The 19646-nt window shown below is 71.2% G+C and carries 16 protein-coding genes and 2 tRNA genes; 12 read left to right on the forward strand and 6 right to left on the reverse strand.

All coding sequences use genetic code 11. From position 1 onward, the window contains the following. Positions 1-159: 159 nt before the first annotated feature. Positions 160-1359, reverse strand: coding sequence for an ROK family protein (locus tag RKD23_RS24970; RefSeq protein WP_424855701.1), 1200 nt, complete (start codon positions 1357-1359; stop codon positions 160-162). Positions 1360-1776: 417 nt separating this feature from the next. On the opposite strand from RKD23_RS24970, the gene RKD23_RS24975 reads away from it, so the two are divergent. Continuing rightward, complete coding sequence (locus tag RKD23_RS24975; RefSeq protein WP_424855702.1) at positions 1777-2358, forward strand: biotin transporter BioY; 582 nt, start codon at positions 1777-1779, stop codon at positions 2356-2358. Here RKD23_RS24975 and RKD23_RS24980 read toward each other — a convergent pair. Continuing rightward, positions 2348-3676 (reverse strand): FAD-binding oxidoreductase, encoded by a 1329-nt coding sequence (locus RKD23_RS24980; RefSeq protein ID WP_424855703.1) that lies wholly within the window; start codon positions 3674-3676, stop codon positions 2348-2350. The genes RKD23_RS24975 and RKD23_RS24980 overlap by 11 nt on opposite strands. 145 nt (positions 3677-3821) lie before the next feature. Next, positions 3822-5285, reverse strand: coding sequence for an amino acid permease (locus RKD23_RS24985; protein ID WP_424855704.1), 1464 nt, complete (start codon positions 5283-5285; stop codon positions 3822-3824). A 228-nt stretch (positions 5286-5513) separates the two neighbouring features. Here RKD23_RS24985 and RKD23_RS24990 point away from each other — a divergent pair, with 228 nt between their 5' ends. Further along, positions 5514-6002: a ribose-5-phosphate isomerase gene (locus RKD23_RS24990; protein ID WP_404035562.1), complete on the forward strand. Its 489-nt coding sequence runs from the start codon at positions 5514-5516 to the stop codon at positions 6000-6002. A gap of 16 nt (positions 6003-6018) precedes the next feature. Then, the gene (locus tag RKD23_RS24995; RefSeq protein WP_424855705.1) at positions 6019-6825 is read left to right on the forward strand and encodes an Fpg/Nei family DNA glycosylase; all 807 of its coding nucleotides are present in this window, start codon (positions 6019-6021) and stop codon (positions 6823-6825) included. 4 nt (positions 6826-6829) lie between these two features. On the opposite strand, the gene RKD23_RS25000 is transcribed toward RKD23_RS24995, so the two are convergent. Then, the gene (locus RKD23_RS25000; protein WP_424855706.1) at positions 6830-8080 is read right to left on the reverse strand and encodes a GNAT family N-acetyltransferase; all 1251 of its coding nucleotides are present in this window, start codon (positions 8078-8080) and stop codon (positions 6830-6832) included. A 172-nt stretch (positions 8081-8252) separates the two neighbouring features. On the opposite strand from RKD23_RS25000, the gene RKD23_RS25005 reads away from it, so the two are divergent. Together RKD23_RS25005 and RKD23_RS25010 are read left to right on the forward strand one after the other, a co-directional pair. Next, positions 8253-9428: a PP2C family protein-serine/threonine phosphatase gene (locus tag RKD23_RS25005; protein ID WP_404035554.1), complete on the forward strand. Its 1176-nt coding sequence runs from the start codon at positions 8253-8255 to the stop codon at positions 9426-9428. Positions 9429-9441: 13 nt separating this feature from the next. Then, complete coding sequence (locus RKD23_RS25010; RefSeq protein ID WP_424858324.1) at positions 9442-9873, forward strand: HD domain-containing protein; 432 nt, start codon at positions 9442-9444, stop codon at positions 9871-9873. Positions 9874-9905: 32 nt separating this feature from the next. On the opposite strand, the gene RKD23_RS25015 is transcribed toward RKD23_RS25010, so the two are convergent. Continuing rightward, positions 9906-10994 carry an acyltransferase family protein gene (locus RKD23_RS25015; protein ID WP_424855707.1) on the reverse strand — a complete coding sequence of 363 codons (1089 nt, stop codon included), beginning with the start codon at positions 10992-10994 and terminating at the stop codon, positions 9906-9908. A 354-nt stretch (positions 10995-11348) separates the two neighbouring features. Between RKD23_RS25015 and RKD23_RS25020 the strand changes: the two genes are divergently transcribed. Continuing rightward, positions 11349-11543, forward strand: coding sequence for a hypothetical protein (locus RKD23_RS25020; protein WP_404035545.1), 195 nt, complete (start codon positions 11349-11351; stop codon positions 11541-11543). Positions 11544-11660: 117 nt separating this feature from the next. After that, positions 11661-14564, forward strand: coding sequence for a protein kinase domain-containing protein (locus RKD23_RS25025; RefSeq protein WP_424855708.1), 2904 nt, complete (start codon positions 11661-11663; stop codon positions 14562-14564). 68 nt (positions 14565-14632) lie between these two features. Here the strand turns inward: RKD23_RS25025 and RKD23_RS25030 are convergent. After that, positions 14633-14703: transfer RNA gene (locus tag RKD23_RS25030), tRNA-Gly, on the reverse strand. Between the two features lie 166 nt (positions 14704-14869). Between RKD23_RS25030 and RKD23_RS25035 the strand changes: the two genes are divergently transcribed. The 5 genes from RKD23_RS25035 to clpX all read left to right on the forward strand — a co-directional run bounded on the left by RKD23_RS25035 (position 14870) and on the right by clpX (position 19589). Further along, positions 14870-14946, forward strand: a tRNA-Pro gene (locus RKD23_RS25035). A gap of 181 nt (positions 14947-15127) precedes the next feature. Next, the gene (tig, locus tag RKD23_RS25040) at positions 15128-16507 is read left to right on the forward strand and encodes a trigger factor (protein WP_424855709.1); all 1380 of its coding nucleotides are present in this window, start codon (positions 15128-15130) and stop codon (positions 16505-16507) included. 244 nt (positions 16508-16751) lie between these two features. After that, positions 16752-17357: an ATP-dependent Clp protease proteolytic subunit gene (locus tag RKD23_RS25045; RefSeq protein WP_020136159.1), complete on the forward strand. Its 606-nt coding sequence runs from the start codon at positions 16752-16754 to the stop codon at positions 17355-17357. A gap of 70 nt (positions 17358-17427) precedes the next feature. After that, positions 17428-18108 (forward strand): ATP-dependent Clp protease proteolytic subunit, encoded by a 681-nt coding sequence (locus RKD23_RS25050; RefSeq protein ID WP_424855710.1) that lies wholly within the window; start codon positions 17428-17430, stop codon positions 18106-18108. A 194-nt stretch (positions 18109-18302) separates the two neighbouring features. Beyond that, positions 18303-19589, forward strand: coding sequence for an ATP-dependent Clp protease ATP-binding subunit ClpX (clpX, locus tag RKD23_RS25055; RefSeq protein ID WP_424855711.1), 1287 nt, complete (start codon positions 18303-18305; stop codon positions 19587-19589). The last annotated feature ends 57 nt before the right edge of the window (positions 19590-19646 follow it).

The following is a 19646-nucleotide window of genomic DNA, read 5'->3' on the forward strand; positions in this document are numbered from 1 at the left end:
GGGCGAGGACGCCCGGAAAGGGAAATTCACGCAGCAGGAAATGAGCGCTTCACACGGGGCAACGTGTCAGCAACAAGAGGCACAACAGTGCAGGCGAACGCTCATGACCAGGATGTTCGTTGCTTTCCCCGGAACCTGTCAACATTCCGAGTTTCTGAATTAATTCGCCCCAGGTGATACGCCCAGCGGGTCCCGGTAGAACGCGTCGAGAACCACCGAGCCGCCCGCGACGGCCAGCACGGAATCCGGGAAACTCGTCGGATGCACATCCGCCGCCCGCAGTGGACCGACCTCCTCGCGCAGAGCCGCCATGCAGTCCTCGCGGTGCATCACGCCGAGCTCGGTGACGACGACCGTCTCCGGATTGACCACGTCGAGCAGCAGCCCGGCCGCCCGCCCCACCAGCCGGGCCCGCTCCAGCAGCAGCCGCACGGCCACCGGGTGCCCGTCCTGCGCGGCCGCGAGGACATGCAGCGGGTCCGCCCCGTCGGTCACGCCCGCCGCACGCGCCCTGCGGCACAGCGTCCGCTCGCTCAACTCGGCCTGCAGGCAGCCCGTCCGGCCGCAGTCGCAGGGCTCGGTGCCGCCGGGCAGCGGCAGATGGGCGATCGCGCCGGACTGTGAGCGCGGCCCGTGGTGCACCTCGTCGTGCGTGGCGAACGCCGCGTCCACCACATTGCCGGCGAACAGATGCAGCAGACTGCGGCTGCCGCGCGCCCGCCCGAACAACCGCTCACCGTCGACCAGCGCCCGCGCGTGCCCGTCCACCCGCACCGGCAGCCCCGTCAGCGCGGTCAGCCGCTCCCGCACCGGCACCTCGCGCCAGCCCAGCAGCGGATGCTCCACGACCGTGCCCGCCTGCCGGTCCACCCAGCCGCCGACGGCCACCCCGACACCGAGGGGCCGCCGGTCCGGTACACCCGTGAACAGCGCCGCCAGCGCGGACGCGGCCCGCGCCAGCACCCGCGACGGCTCGGTGCTCTCGTGCCCCAGCCGCCGCTCGGCCAGCACCCGGCCGCGCAGATCCAGCAGCGCGACCGTGGTGTACGGCACGGCGACGTGCACCCCGCCCACCACCCACCGCGCCACGTCCAGGTCGACCGGCACATGCGGCCGGCCCACCCCGCCGGGCCGCCGTGGCGCGACCGCCTCACGGAGCAGGCCCAGCCCGGCGAGCCGGGCGCAGTGCTCGGTCACCGACGCCGGCGAAAGACCGGTCAGCCGGGCGACGGTGCTGCGCGCCACCGGCCCGTGCTCCAGCACGGACCGCAGGACGACGCTGGCGCTGGTGCGCCGCCGGTCGCTGTCGGCGGCGCGGGGCACGGGGGAGACAAGGGTGGATTCCGCGGTGCGGGGCATGACGGTTCCTCAGGGGCCGGTCCGACGCTGAGCCGTGAACCGGGTGAGGCACAAAGACGCGAAGGCGCGGTCGCCTCACCCGGCAGGGCGGCGACAGGTGGCCGTGCCCTGGCGGCGCAGGTCGACATAGCGACGCGACGTGAGGTTCCGGGCCTGGGCGAGCATGACCGGAAGGGTAGGCCCTGCCCTCCGGTCACGGCCAGGGCGCCCCGGCCTGTTTGGTGGGACCCCACAGACGGCCCGTGTGACCGGATCGCCGCTGCCTCAGTGACCGGCGTCACGCGGGGCCTGCTCCTTTGTCGGGAGCCCACCAAGTCCGTGTTCGGGCGTTTGTCGACTACTGACGGTGATCGGCCGAGACGCTCTGGGATAGCGTCGCCGTTGTCCCGAAGTGCCCCCAACCTCCGCGGAGTCCCCATGAGCACCGCTGCCGTCGCCCCCGCCCGCCACGGGCAGGTCCTCGCCGACCTGATCCCCGCCTCCCGCGTCCGCGACATCGCGCTCGTCGTCGGCGGCGCCGCGCTCACCGGCCTCGCAGCCCAGCTCTCGGTGCCCGTCCCCGGCACTCCGGTTCCGGTGACCGGCCAGACCTTCGCCGTGCTGCTCGTCGGCACGGCCCTCGGCGCGGGCCGCGGCTTCCTGTCCCTCGCGCTGTACGCGCTGGCCGGCATCGCCGGTGTGCCGTGGTTCGCCGGTGGCCACTCCGGCGCCGCCGCCCCGACCCTCGGCTACATCCTCGGCATGATCCTCGCCTCCACCGTCGTCGGCGCGTTGGCCCGGCGCGGCGCCGACCGCACCGTGCTGCGCACGGCCGGGGCGATGCTGCTCGGCGAGGCGATCATCTACGCCGTCGGCGTGCCGTACCTGGCCCTGGCCACGGGCATGTCCGCCTCGGCCGCGATCGCCGCGGGCCTCACCCCGTTCCTGATCGGCGACGCCCTCAAGGCCGCCCTGGCGATGGGCCTGCTGCCCACCGCCTGGAAGCTCCTCAAGCGCTGAGCCCCAGCTGTTCCCCGAAGAGGCTCGCCGGGTCGTACGTCGACTTCAGTCCGGCGAGCCTCTCGCGTGTCCGCGCGTCGAACAGCCCCTCGCTCCGGTCGCCCGCCCCGAAGGCGAAGTTGACCGTACGGCCGATCGTGCCGGGGGCGAGCAGCGCGAAGGCCGGGTCCAGCATCGCCCGGGCCTCCTCCCGGCCGCCCATCACCAGCAGCCGCACGAGAAAGCGCCCCTCGCGGTGGGGCACCGCGTTCGGCGCCGGCCGGGACAGCGCCCCGCCGAGGTGGTTGACCTGGACGACACCCATCAGCGGCGCGCCGGGCCCGGTCAGCCGCAGCACCTCGGCCGCCCGCTCCACGTCCAGCTCGCTGACCACCGCGCTGTCCCCGTAGTAGGTGTGCGGGAAGTCCGGGTCGCTGTGGATGGTGTGGCTCTCGGCGTACGGCATCTCCCGCAGCGAGTCCGCGAGCACCGGCCCTAGCTCCCGCAGCGGCGCCACGATCCGCTCCCCGTCGGCCCCGGTGTACGCCACCCGCACCGAGAGCACGTACCGCCCGCGCAACCGCTCCGGCAGCGCCGGGACGTCCGGATACGGTACGGCGGCGAAGGACGAGGTCAGCCCGTCCGGCACGGTCCGGGTCCACGCCTCGTACGCCCGCAGCACCTCGGCCGGTTCCACCTCGCCTCCGTCGAACGCGAGCGCGCCGCCGTAGAGCCGGGCGACCGGGACGAGGCCCGTCTCCAGCGCGGTGACGATCCCCAGCGTGTGCCCGCCGCCGAGCAGGCCCCAGTACAGCTCGGACTCCTGGGTCACACGGCGCGGTTCGCCGTCGCCGGTGACGACCTCCAGGGCGTGCACATGGTCGGCCGCGTACCCGAACTGCCGCGCCAGGATGCCCAGTCCGCCGCCGAGGGTGTAGGACACGGCCCCGACCGAGGGCGCCGAGCCGTTCAGCGGGGCCAGCCCGTGCGGTGCCGCGGCGGTCACGACCTCGCCCCAGCGGACTCCCGCCTCGATCCGGGCCGTACGGGTGGCGGGGTCGACGGTCACGCCCTTCATACGCCGGGTCGTGACGAGGACGCCGCCCTCGCGTGCGCCGGGCAGCCCGTGGCCGGTCGCCTGCACCCGGACCGGGAGCCCGCGCCGGGCGGCGTACCGCACGGCGGCGGCCACGTCGGAGGCCGAGGCGGCGGCGAACACGGCGTCGGGGCGCTGGGCGAACCCGGTCTGGAATCCGGCGAGTTCCGCCTCGTAGCCGTCGTCGCCGGGACGGAGCACGAGCGGTTCCCCTTGGCCGTCGATGCTGTCGATGCGTTCCATGCGGCTGATCGTGCCCGCATAACCTGACAGGACTCGTCAGGTATACGCAGGACTCGTGAGGTGTACGCAGTACTCGTCAGGTGTACGAACGGAAGAAGGCCCCGCGGCAGCGCGGCCGCGGGGCCTTCTCACGAGTTCACGGGGATCAGCCGGTCGTGACCTTGTCCACCGGCTCGGCCGCGTGCTCGGCGGCGACGGCCGGGCGGCCGGCGCCCAGCTTCTGCCGGACCAGGGCGATCGCCAGCACCACCGCGGCCACCAGCAGCGAGAGCAGCACGGTCTCGCGGCCGTCGTGCTCGGTGTCGGTGAGCATGTAGCCGAGGACGAAGACGATCAGCGCGGCCGCCGCCCAGGTCAGGTACGGGTACAGCCACATCTTCACGACGAGCTTCTCCGGCGCCTCGGCCTGGATGATCTTCCGCATGCGCAGCTGCGAGAAGCAGATGACCAGCCACACGAACAGCGCGACCGCACCGGAGGAGTTGAGCAGGAAGAGGAAGACGGAGTCCGGGAACTTGTAGTTGAAGAACACCGCGACGAAGCCGAAGACCACGGAGACCAGGATCGCCGCCCGCGGCACACCGTTGGCCGTGGTCCGCGCGAACGCCTTGGGCGCGTCACCGCGCCGGCCGAGCGAGAAGGCCATGCGGGAGGCGGTGTACAGGCCGGAGTTCAGACAGGACAGCACCGAGGTCAGCACGATGAAGTTCATGACCTGGCCGGCGTGCGGGATGCCGAGGGAGTCCAGCGCGGCGACGTAGGAGCCCTGCTCCTTGATGGAGGGGTCGTTCCACGGCAGCAGCGTGACGACGACCAGGATCGAGCCCAGGTAGAAGACGGCGATACGCCAGATGATGCTGTTGGTGGACTTGGTGACCGCGCGCTGCGGGTCCTCCGACTCACCGGCGGCCAGGGTCGCGATCTCGCTGCCCATGAAGGAGAAGACGACGAGCAGCACACCGGTCAGGATGGCGCCCGGCCCGTTCGGCAGGAAGCCGCCGTGGTCGGTGAGGTTGGACAGTGCGGCCTTGTCGCTGTCGACCCCAGGAAGTACACCGAAGACGGCGAGTCCGCCGACGACGATGAACGCGGCGATGGCGACGACCTTGATCCCGGCGAACCAGAACTCGAACTCGCCGTAGGAGCCGACGGACACCAGGTTGGTGGCGGTCAGCACGAACATCACGATCAGCGCCCACGCCCACTGCGGTACGGCGGGGATCCAGCCCTCCAGGATCGCTGCACCGGCGGTCGCCTCGACGGCGAGCACGACGACCCAGAAGAACCAGTACAGCCAGCCGATGGAGAAGCCGGCCCAGCGGCCGAGCGCCCGGTCGGCGTGCGCGGAGAAGGAACCCGAGGTGGGGTTGGCCGCGGACATCTCACCGAGCATCCGCATGACCAGCACCACGAGCGTGCCGACCAGCGCGTACGACAGGAGGATGCCGGGGCCCGCGGTCGCGATGCCGGAGCTGGAGCCGACGAACAGGCCGGCGCCGATCACGCCACCGATGGCGATCATCGACAGATGGCGGTTCTTGAGACCCGCGTGGAGTCCGGGTCCGGGGTCGCCGTTCGCGGATTTCGTCGGGTTCGGCTGCGAGGTCATTGGATGGATTTCCTTTGCGCCGGGGGAGCGGTTCTCTCGTGCAGTTGGGGGACTGGCTCACGAGTCGGTCCAGTGAAACGGAGGTGACGAGATTCGTGAACCTTTGAATCCATATCGTTACTTGAGGTTTTCCTGAGGTTCTGTAGTCTGGGTCACACGATTGGGCCCCGGCCGTGTCCGCGGCGACCCGCTCCGCCGCTACCCGCCCGCGCATGACACACTCCTCCCATGCGCGTGTATCTCGGATCGGACCATGCGGGCTTCGAACTCAAGAACCACCTCGTCGAGTGGCTGAAGGCCGCCGGCCATGAGCCCGTCGACTGCGGCCCCCACATCTACGACGCCCAGGACGACTACCCGCCCTTCTGCCTCCGTGCCGCGGAGCGCACCGCCGCGGACCCGGACGCCCTCGGCATCGTGATCGGCGGCTCCGGCAACGGCGAGCAGATCGCCGCCAACAAGGTCAAGGGTGTCCGTGCGGCCCTCGCCTGGAGCGAGGAGACGGCGTCCCTCGGCCGCCAGCACAACAACGCCAACGTCGTCGCGGTGGGTGCGCGCATGCACACCCAGGAGGAGGCGACGAAGTTCGTCGAGACCTTCCTGAACACGCCGTTCTCCCAGGACGAGCGCCACATCCGCCGCATCGACATGCTCTCGGCGTACGAGACCACGGGCGAGCTGCCCCCGATCCCGGCGCACCACCCGCAGCAGCCGTAAGGAAGGGCAGGGCACCGTGCCGGAAGGGCACACGATTCACCGGCTGGCGAAGGACTACGCCGCCGCCTTCTCCGGCACCGCCCCGCGTGTGACCAGCCCCCAGGGCAAGTTCAGCGACGCCGCCGCCCTCCTCGACGGCGGTGTCCTGCACACCGCCGACGCCCACGGCAAGCACCTCTTCCTGGGCTTCGCCGAGTCCTGGGTGCACATCCACCTCGGCCTCTTCGGCAAGGTGGCCTTCGGTGACGCCCCGGCGCCCCCGCCCACGGACACCGTCCGGCTGCGGCTGGCGAACAGCACCTCGTACGTCGATCTGCGCGGGCCCACCACCTGCGCGCTGATCACCGACGGCGAGAAGCACGCGATACACGACCGGCTCGGCCCCGACCCGCTGCGCGCGGACGCCGACCCGGCAGCCGCGTACCGGCGGATCTCCCGCAGCCGGACCACGATCGCCGCGCTGCTCATGGACCAGAAGGTGATCGCCGGCGTCGGCAACGTCTACCGCGCCGAGGTCCTCTTCCGGCACGGCATCGACCCCTACCGCGCGGGCCGCGACATCACCCCCGCCGAGTGGGACGCGATCTGGGCCGACCTCGTCGCCCTGATGCGCCAGGGCGTGCGCGACAACCGCATCGACACCGTCAGGCCCGAGCACACGCCGGAGGCGATGGGCCGCCCGCCGAGGGTCGACGACCATGGCGGAGAGGTGTACGTCTATCGCAGGGCGAACCTGCCCTGTCACATCTGTGGCGGCGAGATCCGCACCGCCGATCTCGCCGCCCGCAACCTCTTCTGGTGCCCCGGCTGTCAGACCTCCTGACGGCTCAGAACCCGTGCGGCAGCCACGGGGCCACCGGTGAGCCGAACCCCACCGCCGCCTCCGCGAGCGCCCCCTCGCGCAGCTCGCGCACCCGCCCGGCCGCGCCCAGCGCCGTGAGACTCACCCCGCCCAGGTAGGCAGCGCCCAACTCCCGTACGGTCAGGGCGAGATCGGCCGCGTCCGTCGTAGGCTCGCACACCGCGCCCTTGGCGTCGCCGGACAGCCGCCAACGGCCCGTGTTCCAGGGGCAGAAGGCGTCCTCCACCTCGAACACCACGTCCACCGGCGCCTGATAGGTCCGCGCCCCGAGCGCCGCCCCGACGTCCACGAGACGCACGTACAGCGCGTCCCGCAGCTGAAGCCGGCACCGGCGGATGTCGGACACCTGGAACTGCCACGCCTCGTCGACCGGCCGGCCCCGCACCACCAGCCTCGCCATCAGGTCGATCCCGAACAGGAACCGCCACAGCGCGGCCTCCGTGGCCGGGTCCGTGCCCTCCAGATCCACCAGCGTGACCGTGCCGTCGTGCCCCGACGGGCCCCAGCCCAGCTTCGTACGGAACCGGGCGTACCCGGTGACCTCCCCGTCCCGCTCGGCGACCACGCACTGCAACGGCGAGCCGCCGTCCCTGCTCTCCTCCGGGTCCAGCACCCCCAGCCGCTCCCAGCCCGGCTGCCGGGCGAGCATCCCCGGACGCCCCGGCACCCGCCGCGCGTACACCGCCTCGCACACGTCGAGGACCTCGGCCGGCACCGCGTACCGCAGCCGTACGTCATCGGTGCCGGGCGGCACGGACAGCCGTACGCGACGGGTGTCGATCTCGGCGCTGAGCCCGAAGGTGCCCGCGGCGTACCCGAACCGGCCGTAGATGTCCGGCTCGGAAGCCGTCAGCACGGCGAGCGGCTCGCCCCAGGAGCGGATGTCGTCCAGCTGCCGGCGCATCATCGCCGTCAGCAGCCCGCGCCGGCGGTGCGTCGCGGCCACGCTCACCATCGTGATGCCCGCCGCCGGCACCGACGCGCCGCCCGGCACCGTCAGCCGGAACGAGAACGCCCCGGCCGTGCCCACGCACTCCGTCCCGTCCCAGACACCCAGGGAGCGGGTCGGCTCGGTCAGCGCGTCCCACAGCTCCCGCTCCTCGGCGGGCTCCGGCACCGCGCCGAACGCCCGGATCAGGTTGTCGTACCACGGACCCCAGTCCTGCGGCCGCAGTTCCCGTATGACCGGGCCCGTGCCCGCCTCGTCAGTCGCCATGGGCCATCCCTACCAGTGCAATGCGGGACGAGCCAGCCAATTTCTCCGTGCCCGGGGCGAGCCCGGCGCGCGTGCAGTTCACTGTCGACGACGGCGGAGTCCGGCCTCGGACGGGGGACAAGTGGGACCTCCCGTGCCATGCGGCCGGTCGGGTGGATAGGGTCCCGGACTAATGGCAGCAGGACGAGCGCGGCGCACCGCCGCCGAGACGTTCCCGGCCCGGGTGCGGATGCAGTGGCACCGGGTCCGCGTCGGCCTGCGCAGAAGCGCCGTCGACTACTTCCGCGGCGACGGCTCCGACTGGGTCGCGCTGGCCGGACTGCTGCTCACCGTTCCGCTGATCGCGGCCACCACCCTCGCCAACCCGATGTGGTGCTCCCCGGCCGCGCTGGTCCTGCCGATCGTCGCGGGCGGCCTGCTGCTGCGCCCGGCGAGCCTGCTCGGGCTGTACGCGGCCGCGGCCACCGCGCTGATCGTGGAGTCGGTGCAGCTCGGGCCGTACACCCAGGGCAGCTCCCGGGTCACCCCGGGCGTCGTGCTGGTGGTCGCCGCCTGCGGGTTCTTCGGACTGCTCATCGCCCAGTTCCGCAGCCGGGTCGGCGTGCCCTGGCGGCGCGGCGGCACCATGCTGTTCGACCTGCGCGAACGCATCCGCACCCAGAGCCGGCTGCCCAAGCTGCCGCGGGGCTGGCACCACGAGATGGCGCTGCGCCCCGCGGGGGGCCAGTCGTTCTCCGGTGACTTCGTTGTCGCGGCCCGCACCAATGGCGGGCGCACCCTGGAAGTCGTCCTCACCGACGTCTCCGGCAAGGGCATGGACGCGGGTTCCCGCGCCCTGCTGCTGTCCGGCGCCTTCGGCGGACTGCTCGGCAGCCTGCCCCCGCACGCCTTCCTCCCCGCCGCCAACGGTTACCTCCTCCGCCAGGACTGGGAGGAGGGCTTCGCCACCTCCATCCACCTGGTGCTGGACCTCGACTCCGGCGACTACGAGCTGTACTCCGCGGGACATCCGCCCGGCCTCCAGCTCAGCGCGGGCAGCGGCCGCTGGGAGGAGAAGGCCGCCGAGGGACCGCTGCTCGGCGTGTACGACGGTGCCCAGTTCGACCCCGTGAAGGGCGTGCTGCGCCCCGGGGACGTGCTGATGCTGTTCACCGACGGCCTGGTGGAGACCTCCGACCGTGACATCGTCGAGGGCATCGACCGGCTGACGGGTGAGGCCGACCGCTATGTCGCCGCCGGTTTCCGCGGTGCCGCGTGGCATCTGATCGAGGCCGTCGCGAAGGACGTCAACGACGACCGGGCCCTGCTGCTGATCTGCTGCGAGGGGCCTACGGCGCAGTCGGGCTGAGGAGGCTTTCGTGCTGAGACTTGAGGAGGTCGAGGCCCTGGCCCGGGCCGCGCACCAGGGCCAGACCGACAAGGCCGGACGACCCTACGCCGAGCACCTGGCCGCCGTCGCCCGGGGCGTGCGCGAGCGCGGCGGCGACCCCGACCAGATCGCGGCGGCCTGGCTGCACGACGCCGTCGAGGACGACGCCCTGTCGCGGGAGTGGCTGGAGCGGGCCGAGCTCAGCCGTCGCACCAAGGACATCGTGCTCGCGGTCACCAAGCGGGCGGGGGAGCGGCCCGAGGACTACGCCGCACGCATCCTCGCCACGCCGGGCGCCCTGCTGGTCAAGGAGGCGGACCTGGCGCACAACGCGGACCCGGGCCGGCTGGCGGTGCTGGACGGGGCGACGCGGGTGCGGCTGACCGAGAAGTACGCGAGGATGCGCGAGCTCTTGGGTCTGTGAGGTCGGGTTTTGGGTCGGAGTCGGAGTCGGGGTCACGCTCGCACGCGCGCCCTGGCGGCTTCGGTGGCATCCCGCCGGAACGCCCACTCCATCCGAGGCTCCATCACACACCGGAAGACCCTCCGCACCGGCGGGGTGCACAGCAGCGTGACAGCGACGCCCGCGAGCAGGGTGACGAGGACCTCGCCGAGCGGCCCGTGCAGCCAGGCGCGGTCGTACCAGCCGTAGAAGTCACCGGACTTGGTGAGGAAGCCGTGCAGCAGATAGCCGTACAGCGTGCCCGCGCCCAGGGCCGTGAACCACATCGTGCGGCCCGGCACCCAGGCGAAGAAGCAGGCCGTCAGCAGCACCGAACAGCCGAACAGCGCGACCACCATGACCGGCCCGCACCACCACGGCGCGCCCAACTCCTGCGCGGAGTCGCGGTGGTAGAGCCAGCCGGTGTTCATGCGCGGCACGCTCCACCAGGCCACCGCGAACGCGACGGCGAACACCGGCACCGCCGCGATCCGCACCGAGCGGCGACGCACGAGCCGGAAGTGCTCGGGCTTCAGGCACAGTCCGAGGACGAAGTACGGCAGGAACTGCAGGATGCGCTGGAGATCGAGGTCGTTGCCGACGCCGGGGGTGACGGACGCGAGGACGGCGACACCGAGTGCGACGGGGAGGGGACGGCGGATCAGTTTCCACAGGGGCGTGGTCATCCGCCACACGAACAGGGCGACCAGGAACCAGGTGAGATACCAGGGGTCGAGCAGCGAGATCGGCTGGGCCGGATCGTCGTCGGCGAGGCGTTTGAACAGGGAGTAGGCCGTCTCGAAGACGAGATACGGCACGAGAACTCCGGTGACCAGTCGCTTGAGGCGGTCGGGGCGCATGTCGAAGCTGCGTGAGAAATAGCCGGAGACGATGATGAATGCCGGCATATGGAAGGCGTACACGAACATGTACGCGCCCTCCAGGACGCGGCTGTCGTCCTTCAGCGGTTCCCAGGCGTGCCCCATGGCCACCAGCAGGATCGCCAGGTACTTGGCGTTGTCGAAGAACGCGTCACGGTGTGGGGGGAGTGATGTTCTGTCGGGACTCTGCGTCCGGAGTGGGGTCGTCGCAGCGGTGAACATCTGAGGCACCCTAGCGCCGCTCTCGCGATTCCGTAAAACACCCCAGCTGAATTCGCATTCCCTGTGAACCAGATGTGTGGGAGCGGAAACGTGGGCATGGAAACAATGTGCGGAAGTGAGGTGTGAGAATTCCCCGTCCGGGTAGAAGCTCGAATTCTCTTACGGCCCGCGGGCGTTCACCCTGGACGGCGTGGGCGAGAGCCCGCAGGAGCGGCGGGGAAGGGGCCGGCGTTCGTCGCTGATGTGTCATGCGCCGCATGGGGCGGGCCGGTTGGTGGCACGATGGTTCAGGCGGGGGTGTGCGGGGCAGTGCCTCCGGCGGGAGAGCGGACCGACCCAGGGGTGTGATCAGTCGTGGCCATTTCGCTGTCAGTCGTACTGCTGTTGGGGGTCATCCTGGTGGTGCTCATGCGGGGCGGCTCGCTCAAGGGAGGCCCGGCCATCGTGGCAGTGCTCTTCGGGTTCTTCCTCGCCTCGACCGGCATGGCCCCGTCGATAAACCGCTTCCTCGACTCGCTGGCAGAAACGATCAACTCGATCAGTTTCTGACGCCGGTGCGGCCGATCGGGCCGCAGGCCGGTGCGGATACGCTCATCTGTGATCGCCGGCGGGCAGCGCCGACTTCCCGGCCGGCGCGGGTGACGCGGAACGGGGGACGGCACGGGGATGGCGCTGCGCGATTCTGACCCGGTGGAGGTGGGCGGCTACCTCATCGAGGACCGCCTGGGCTCGGGCGGCATGGGCGTGGTCTACCTCGCCCGCTCCGCCTCCGGACGCCGCCTCGCGGTGAAGGTCGTGCACGACCAGTACGCCGACGACGACGAGTTCCGCACACGCTTCAGCCGCGAACTGGCTGCCGCCCGCCGCGTCAGCGGTGCCTTCACGGCCCCCGTGGTCGACGCCGACGCCGACGCGCCGCGGCCCTGGATGGCCACGCTCTACATACCGGGGGAGACCCTCGGGGCACACGTCCGCGCCCAGGGCCCCCTCCCGCTGCCGCGCCTGCGCGAACTCGCCGCCGGCCTCGCCGAGGCCCTGCGTGACATCCACCGCGCGGGCGTGGTCCACCGCGACCTCAAGCCCGCCAACGTGATGCTGGCCGAGGACGGCCCTCGCGTCATCGACTTCGGCATCTCCCGCGCCACCGAGTTCGCCACCGCCGACGCCCTCACCCAGACCGGCCGCGTCATGGGCACGCCGCCCTTCATGTCCCCCGAACAGTTCTCCGCCCCGCACGACGTCGGGCCCGCCGCCGACGTCTTCTCCCTCGGCGCGATCCTGACCTTCGCCGCCACCGGCCGCGGCCCCTTCGACAGCTCCAACCCCTACGAGACCGCCGTACGCGTGGTCGAAGGCACCCCCGACCTCCAGGGCACCCCCACCGAACTCCTCCCCGTCATCCACCTCTGCCTCCAGAAACACCCCCACTCCCGCCCCACCGCCCACGAACTCCTGACCCACCTCCACGAGGGCCGCCTGCCGCGGCTGCGGGGGGCGGGGTCCGGGGGCGCGTCTGCCCACCTGGCCGGGTCGGGTGCAGGGCCTGCCGGCCGGGCGGCGGAGGGCGTCGGGCGCGGGGGTGTGTCTGCCCACGCGGCTGGGTCGGGTGAGGCGCCTGCCCACCCGGGGCGGGAGGCGGCGAGGTCCGCCGCGGCGCCCGCCGACCGGGCGTCGGAGGGTGCTGTGGCCTTCGGCTCGGTACGGGATGGGGTCGGGTCCACCGAGGCTCCTGCCGACGGGGCGCCGGAGCGTGCTGTGGCCTTCGGCTCGGTGCGGGACGGGGCCGGGCCCGGTGCGGCATCCGTCGACCGCGCGTCGTACGCGGTCGGCCCCGAGGAGGCGGCTGCCGGCCAGATGCCGGAAGGACTCCGGCCCGGTGCTGCGCCGGCCGGCCGGGTGCCGGAGGGTGCCCTGCCCGGTGCCGCGGCTGCCCGCTCGGAGTGGGAGGCGTCCGAGTCCCGGGCGTCGGCTTCCGGCCCGCAGTGGGAGGCGGCCGGGTCTGGTCCGGCGGCGGCCCGCCCCCAGCCGGAGACGGCCGGACCCGGTGCGGTGGCTCCCGGCTCGGAGTGGGAGGCGGCCGGACCTGGTGCAGCAGAGGCCCGCTCGGACTGGGAGGTGTCCGCGAGCCCTGCGCGGCAGCGCCACGGTGGCGGACCTGCCGCGCGGGAAGGCCTCGACCCGAGCCCGTACTTCGCGCCCGACCCCGAGACCGTCCCGGCAGCCCGCCCCGACGGCACGCGACAGGCGCCGCGATCCAGGGCGGGCGGCGGAGAGCAGAACGCAGCCGAACCGGCGCGCCGCCCCCTGTTGCGGCGGCTGCTCCTGGGCTGGGGCGCCGCCGCGGTCGCGCTCGTGGCCGTCGCCGCGGGGGCCCTCGCCCTTCAGGACGGTGGGTCCGACGAGCGTACGGCCGTGAGCGAGCTGCCCACGGGATGGAAGCCGTGGCACGGCAAGGCCAAGGGCCGGGAGGGCACCGGCGCGTCCTTCGAGCGCTGTGCCGCCGTTCGGGCCTCCCTGGTGTGCGCCGGGGACGACCTCATGGCCGCGGGCTGGGCCCTGGCGGACGGCCGCGGCCACTGGTCCCGGCCCGTCGACCCCACCCACGGCCCGGAGGACGGCTACAGCAGCATGGGCGCGCTCATCGGCGTCCACGAGGGCAACGTCCTGGCCTTCGGCGCGGACGACCCGCCCTCCGACGGGGACGGCACCCAGCAGGCCCGCTACACCGTGCAGTCCCTCGACGCCGCGACGGGCCGCGTGGTGTGGCAGACGGTGACAGGCCGGGGCGAATGGGCGTCCGCGGCCGACCCCTCCTCGGGATTCGCGACGGCTATACCGGAGGGCGTCATCGCCGTCTACGGCGACCGAGGCGACAGCTACGCCCTGCTCGACGCCGACGACGGCAAGGTCGTCTGGCAGCGGAAGCTCCCGCGGACGGACGACTGTGAGCTCAGGACGGCGGCTGGGGAGCCCTACCTGCTCTGCCGGACCCACTCGGACGAGGCCACCGCCCGCACCAGCGTCGCGCACCTGGACCGCACCACGGGCAAGCCGCTGTGGACCGTGGAGGCGAAGGGCGCCCTGGGGCTCCTGGGCCAGGCCGGAGACCGCCTGGTGCTGGCCGAGCAGTACGCCGAGAACCAGATGACGACCCTCGCCCTGGTCGACCTCTCCGCCCGGGCCGTCACCCGCACGCGGCTCTCACCCACGCCCCCGGACACCGGCGTCCCGCACCTGGTCCACGGCACGGTCTACTTCACCCTGTCCAGCGGCAGCATCCGGGCGTACGACCCGCACACCGGCGACCAGCGCTGGGAGAACAACTCCACCGTGGAGCACCCCGGCCCGCCCACCGTCTCGGGCGACCGCATCTACGTCGCCTCCTCCACCGGCCGTATGGCCGCCCTGAACCTGCGCACCGGCACCGTCGAGGGCAGCCGCCCCGGCCGCGACGACGCCACCGGCTCCGACTTCCTCGCCACCGGCTCCCCCCTGGTCCTCGTCGACGACGCCCTCTACGTCCCCTACGGCCCCCGCTCCGTCTACACGGTCGACGTCAACGACCTGTGACACCGGCCCCCGCAAACGCCTCAGGGCCAGGCGGAGGAAGATCCTCTGCCTGGCCCTGAGCCATGAAGAGCGGGCGACGGGAATCGAACCCGCGTAGCTAGTTTGGAAGACTAGGGCTCTACCATTGAGCTACGCCCGCACAGGACGCGCCGCAGGTCCGAAAGGCCGCGGCACTGCAGGCATCGTAGCGGGTCGCACCCCCCGGCCGCACACCCCATTGCCGGTCGGCGAGGTCGTGCGCGAGGCGCGTGGGAAATGCGGCGGTCCGGCTGTCTGCGGGCATGTACCCTACGTCTCGCACCAGACGGGGTGTGGCGCAGCTTGGTAGCGCGTCCGCTTTGGGAGCGGAAGGCCGTGGGTTCAAATCCCGCCACCCCGACCATCCATGCGTTCCACCCGGTCGGTCACCTCGCGGTGATCGCCTTTTGGGGCGTTCGGCGGCTGCGGTTACTATGCAAGCTGCGCGCCCGTGTGTCTCTCACCAAGTCCTCCGGGCGGCGAAATCCGCCGGAGCCGTCTGGCCCCGGCAGAATCCAGAAGTCAGCCATCAAGGAGACCGAACCGTGAAGAGCGCCGTTGAGAACCTGAACCCGACGCGGGTTCGGCTCACTGTCGAGGTGCCCTTCGAGGAGCTCAAGGACAGCCTCGACGCGGCGTACAAGAAGATCAACCAGCAGGTCACGGTGAAGGGCTTCCGCAAGGGCAAGATCCCCTCCCGGGTGATCGACCAGCGGTTCGGCCGTGGCGCCGTGCTGGAGGAGGCCGTCAACGACGCGCTGCCGAAGTTCTACACGGCCGCCGTCAACGAGGCCGAGCTCTCCGTCCTGGGCCAGCCCGAGGTCGACATCACCGAGCTGAAGGACGGCGAGACGCTGAACTTCACCGCCGAGGTCGACATCCGCCCGACCATCGAGATCCCGGACTACTCCGGCATCGAGGTCGAGGTCGACGCCGTCGAGGTCACCGACGAGGACATCGAGAAGTCCGTGCAGCAGCTGCGCGAGCGCTTCGCCTCCACCTCCCCGGTGGAGCGCGCCGCCGAGGACGGCGACGTCGTCACGATCGACCTCGAGGCCAAGGTCGACGGCGAGGTCCTGGAGGACGGCATCGCCAACGGCGTCTCCTACACCATCGGCTCCGGTGAGCTGCTGGAAGGCATCGACGACGCCGTGAAGGGCCTGGAGGCCGGGGCCGAGGCCACGTTCACCTCCGAGCTCAAGGGCGGCTCCGCGGCCGGCAAGGAGGCCGAGGTCACCGTCAAGGTCACCCAGGTCGCCGCCCGTGAACTGCCCGAGCTGGACGACGACTTCGCGCAGCTCGCCTCCGAGTTCGACACGCTGGACGAGCTCAAGGCCGACAGCCGCAAGCGCCTCGAGAACATGAAGCAGTTCGACCAGGCCACGCAGGCCCAGGAGCGCGTCCTGGAGAAGCTGCTGGAGCTCGTCGAGGTGCCCGTCCCCGAGAAGCTCCTCGAGGACGAGATCAACACCCGTAAGCACAACCTCGAGCACCACCAGCTCGGCCAGATGGGTCTCACCCTCGACAAGTACCTGGAGCTCCAGGGCAAGACCGCCGAGGAGTTCGACGCCGAGACCCGCGAGGCCGCGGTCAAGGGCATCAAGACCCAGTTCGTCCTCGACGAGCTGGTCAAGACGGAGAAGCTCAACGTCAACCAGGACGAGCTCACCGAGCACCTGATGCGCCGTGCCGCCTCCTCCGGCATGTCCCCCGACCAGTTCGCGCAGGCCGTCGTCGAGCAGGGCCAGGTCCCGCTCCTCGTCGGTGAGGTCGCCCGCGGCAAGGCCCTGGCCGTCGTCGTCGAGGCCGCCACGGTCAAGGACACCAACGGCGAGATCGTCGACCTGGACGACGAGGAGGACGAGGCCGCCGACGCCGCCGCCGAGGGCGCCGAGGCCGAGGCCGAGGAGAAGCCGGAGGCCTGAGCCTCCCGGCCCCTTCGATCACGAGCCTTCGGGCGCAGCTGATCGCACCGAACGGACCCCGAGTACTTCGAACTCGGGGTCCGTTCGGCTACCCCCGCCTCACACTCCGCTACGCCCCCGGCGAACACCCCCGTTACCGGGATTCCCCAGGAGGGCTACGGCGTTAGGGTCCATGAATACGTAGTACACGTGAGACGGCCCGGCGCCGTCGCAAGACGAGCAGGTGGATACGTTGACGAATCTGATGCCCTCCGCCGCCGGCGAGCCCTCCATCGGCGGTGGCCTCGGCGACCATGTCTACAACCGACTGCTCAACGAGCGGATCATCTTCCTCGGCCAGCCGGTCGACGACGACATCGCGAACAAGATCACCGCGCAGCTGCTGCTCCTCGCCGCTGACCCGGAAAAGGACATCTACCTCTACATCAACAGCCCCGGCGGCTCGATCACGGCCGGCATGGCGATCTACGACACCATGCAGTACATCAAGAACGACGTGGTGACCATCGCCATGGGCCTCGCCGCCTCCATGGGCCAGTTCCTGCTCAGCGCCGGCACCCCGGGCAAGCGCTTCGCGCTGCCGAACGCCGAGATCCTGATCCACCAGCCCTCGGCCGGCCTCGCCGGTTCTGCCTCGGACATCAAGATCCACGCCGAGCGGCTGCTGCACACCAAGAAGCGCATGGCCGAGCTCACGTCCCAGCACACGGGCCAGACGATCGAGCAGATCACCCGCGACTCGGACCGCGACCGCTGGTTCGACGCCTTCGAGGCCAAGGAGTACGGCCTCATCGACGACGTGATCGCCACGGCCGCCGGCATGCCGGGCGGCGGCGGCACCGGGGCCTGAGCCCCCACCGCGGGGCCCGTACGCCCCGCAGCGCCTCCAGCCGACCGCCAAAGCCCCTAGGAGACAGACAGTGAACGACTACCCCGGCAGCGGCCTGTACGACCGCACGCGCGCCGAGTACACGGGTCCGGCCGCCGAGTCCCGGTACGTGATCCCGCGGTTCGTGGAGCGCACCTCGCAGGGCATCCGCGAGTACGACCCGTACGCGAAGCTCTTCGAGGAGCGCGTGATCTTCCTCGGCGTGCAGATCGACGACGCCTCCGCCAACGACGTCATGGCGCAGCTGCTGTGCCTGGAGTCGATGGACCCCGACCGCGACATCTCGGTCTACATCAACAGCCCCGGTGGTTCCTTCACCGCGCTGACGGCGATCTACGACACGATGCAGTTCGTCAAGCCGGACATCCAGACGGTCTGCATGGGCCAGGCGGCCTCCGCCGCGGCCGTGCTGCTGGCCGCCGGTACGCCCGGCAAGCGCATGGCGCTGCCGAACGCGCGCGTGCTGATCCACCAGCCGTACAGCGAGACGGGTCGCGGCCAGGTCTCCGACCTGGAGATCGCCGCGAACGAGATCCTGCGGATGCGCGCGCAGCTGGAGGAGATGCTGGCCAAGCACTCCACCACGCCGATCGAGAAGATCCGCGAGGACATCGAGCGCGACAAGATCCTCACGGCCGAGGACGCGCTGTCCTACGGCCTGATCGACCAGATCATCTCCACCCGGAAGATGAACAACGCCGAGGTCCGCTGAGGCGGACAGTGGAGTATCGTCTGCCGCCCCTTGGCATGGTTTCACCCGGTGCCCGAAAGGTGCACGTCAAAGTGAACCCTGCCAAGGGGGGCCCGAACGGGGGGCCCGGCAAGGTACCGTCGGAATAAGGCAGCACCAGGAGCCGCTGGAGGCGAAAGCGTCCAGTCGTCTCCCAGGCGAAGGGGAAGCACACCGTGGCACGCATCGGTGACGGCGGCGATCTGCTCAAGTGCTCGTTCTGCGGCAAGAGCCAGAAGCAGGTCAAGAAGCTCATCGCAGGCCCTGGTGTGTACATCTGCGACGAGTGCATCGATCTCTGCAACGAGATCATCGAGGAAGAGCTGGCGGAGACCAGCGAGGTGCGCTGGGAGGAACTGCCCAAGCCTCGCGAGATCTACGAGTTCCTCGAGGGCTATGTGGTCGGCCAGGAGGCCGCCAAGAAGGCCCTGTCCGTGGCGGTCTACAACCACTACAAGCGCGTCCAGGCCGGCGAGAACGGCGGCGGCAGCAGCCGCGAGGACGCGATCGAGCTGGCGAAGTCCAACATCCTGCTGCTGGGCCCCACGGGCTCGGGCAAGACACTGCTGGCCCAGACGCTGGCGCGCATGCTGAACGTGCCGTTCGCCATCGCGGACGCCACGGCGCTGACGGAGGCCGGCTACGTCGGCGAGGACGTCGAGAACATCCTGCTGAAGCTGATCCAGGCGGCCGACTACGACGTCAAGAAGGCCGAGACCGGGATCATCTACATCGACGAGATCGACAAGGTCGCGCGGAAGAGTGAAAACCCTTCCATCACCCGCGACGTGTCGGGCGAGGGCGTCCAGCAGGCCCTGCTCAAGATCCTCGAGGGCACCACGGCCTCGGTCCCGCCCCAGGGCGGCCGTAAGCACCCGCACCAGGAGTTCATCCAGATCGACACGACGAACGTCCTGTTCATCGTGGGCGGTGCCTTCGCGGGCCTGGAGAAGATCATCGAGTCCCGGGCGGGCGCCAAGGGCATCGGCTTCGGCGCGACGATCCGCTCCAAGCGCGAGCTGGAAGCCAAGGACCAGTTCGAGGACGTCATGCCCGAGGACCTGGTCAAGTTCGGCATGATCCCGGAGTTCATCGGCCGTCTGCCCGTCATCACCTCGGTCCACAACCTGGACCGCGAGGCGCTGCTCCAGATCCTGGTGGAGCCCCGCAACGCCCTGGTCAAGCAGTACCAGCGCCTCTTCGAGCTCGACGGCGTGGAGCTGGACTTCGAACGCGAGGCCCTCGAAGCCATCGCCGACCAGGCCATCCTCCGCCAGACCGGCGCCCGGGGCCTGCGCGCCATCATGGAGGAAGTCCTCATGTCGGTGATGTACGAGGTCCCGTCCCGCAAGGACGTGGCCCGCGTCGTCATCACCGCGGACGTCGTCCACTCCAACGTCAACCCGACCCTGATCCCGCGGGACGCGCGGGGGCGGGGGCCGGGGGAGCAGAAGACGGCGTAAGCAGCTCTCAGGACATCGCGAAGGGGCCCCGGTCGACCGACCGGGGCCCCTTCGGTG

Origin of the sequence: Streptomyces sp. SAI-170, from assembly GCF_049739565.1 — a bacterium.
GTDB lineage: Bacteria > Actinomycetota > Actinomycetes > Streptomycetales > Streptomycetaceae > Streptomyces.

Bases quoted from the DNA above. Each gene is read 5' to 3' on its own strand.
- RKD23_RS24985 (WP_424855704.1), bottom strand. From the start codon at position 5,285: ATGACCTCGCAGCCGAACCCGACGAAATCCGCGAACGGCGACCCCGGA.
- RKD23_RS24990 (WP_404035562.1), top strand. From the start codon at position 5,514: ATGCGCGTGTATCTCGGATCGGACCATGCGGGCTTCGAACTCAAGAAC.
- RKD23_RS24975 (WP_424855702.1), top strand. From the start codon at position 1,777: ATGAGCACCGCTGCCGTCGCCCCCGCCCGCCACGGGCAGGTCCTCGCC.
- RKD23_RS24980 (WP_424855703.1), bottom strand. From the start codon at position 3,676: ATGGAACGCATCGACAGCATCGACGGCCAAGGGGAACCGCTCGTGCTC.
- RKD23_RS25015 (WP_424855707.1), bottom strand. From the start codon at position 10,994: ATGTTCACCGCTGCGACGACCCCACTCCGGACGCAGAGTCCCGACAGA.
- RKD23_RS25005 (WP_404035554.1), top strand. From the start codon at position 8,253: ATGGCAGCAGGACGAGCGCGGCGCACCGCCGCCGAGACGTTCCCGGCC.
- RKD23_RS25025 (WP_424855708.1), top strand. From the start codon at position 11,661: ATGGCGCTGCGCGATTCTGACCCGGTGGAGGTGGGCGGCTACCTCATC.
- RKD23_RS25045 (WP_020136159.1), top strand. From the start codon at position 16,752: ATGCCCTCCGCCGCCGGCGAGCCCTCCATCGGCGGTGGCCTCGGCGAC.
- RKD23_RS24970 (WP_424855701.1), bottom strand. From the start codon at position 1,359: ATGCCCCGCACCGCGGAATCCACCCTTGTCTCCCCCGTGCCCCGCGCC.
- RKD23_RS25000 (WP_424855706.1), bottom strand. From the start codon at position 8,080: ATGGCGACTGACGAGGCGGGCACGGGCCCGGTCATACGGGAACTGCGG.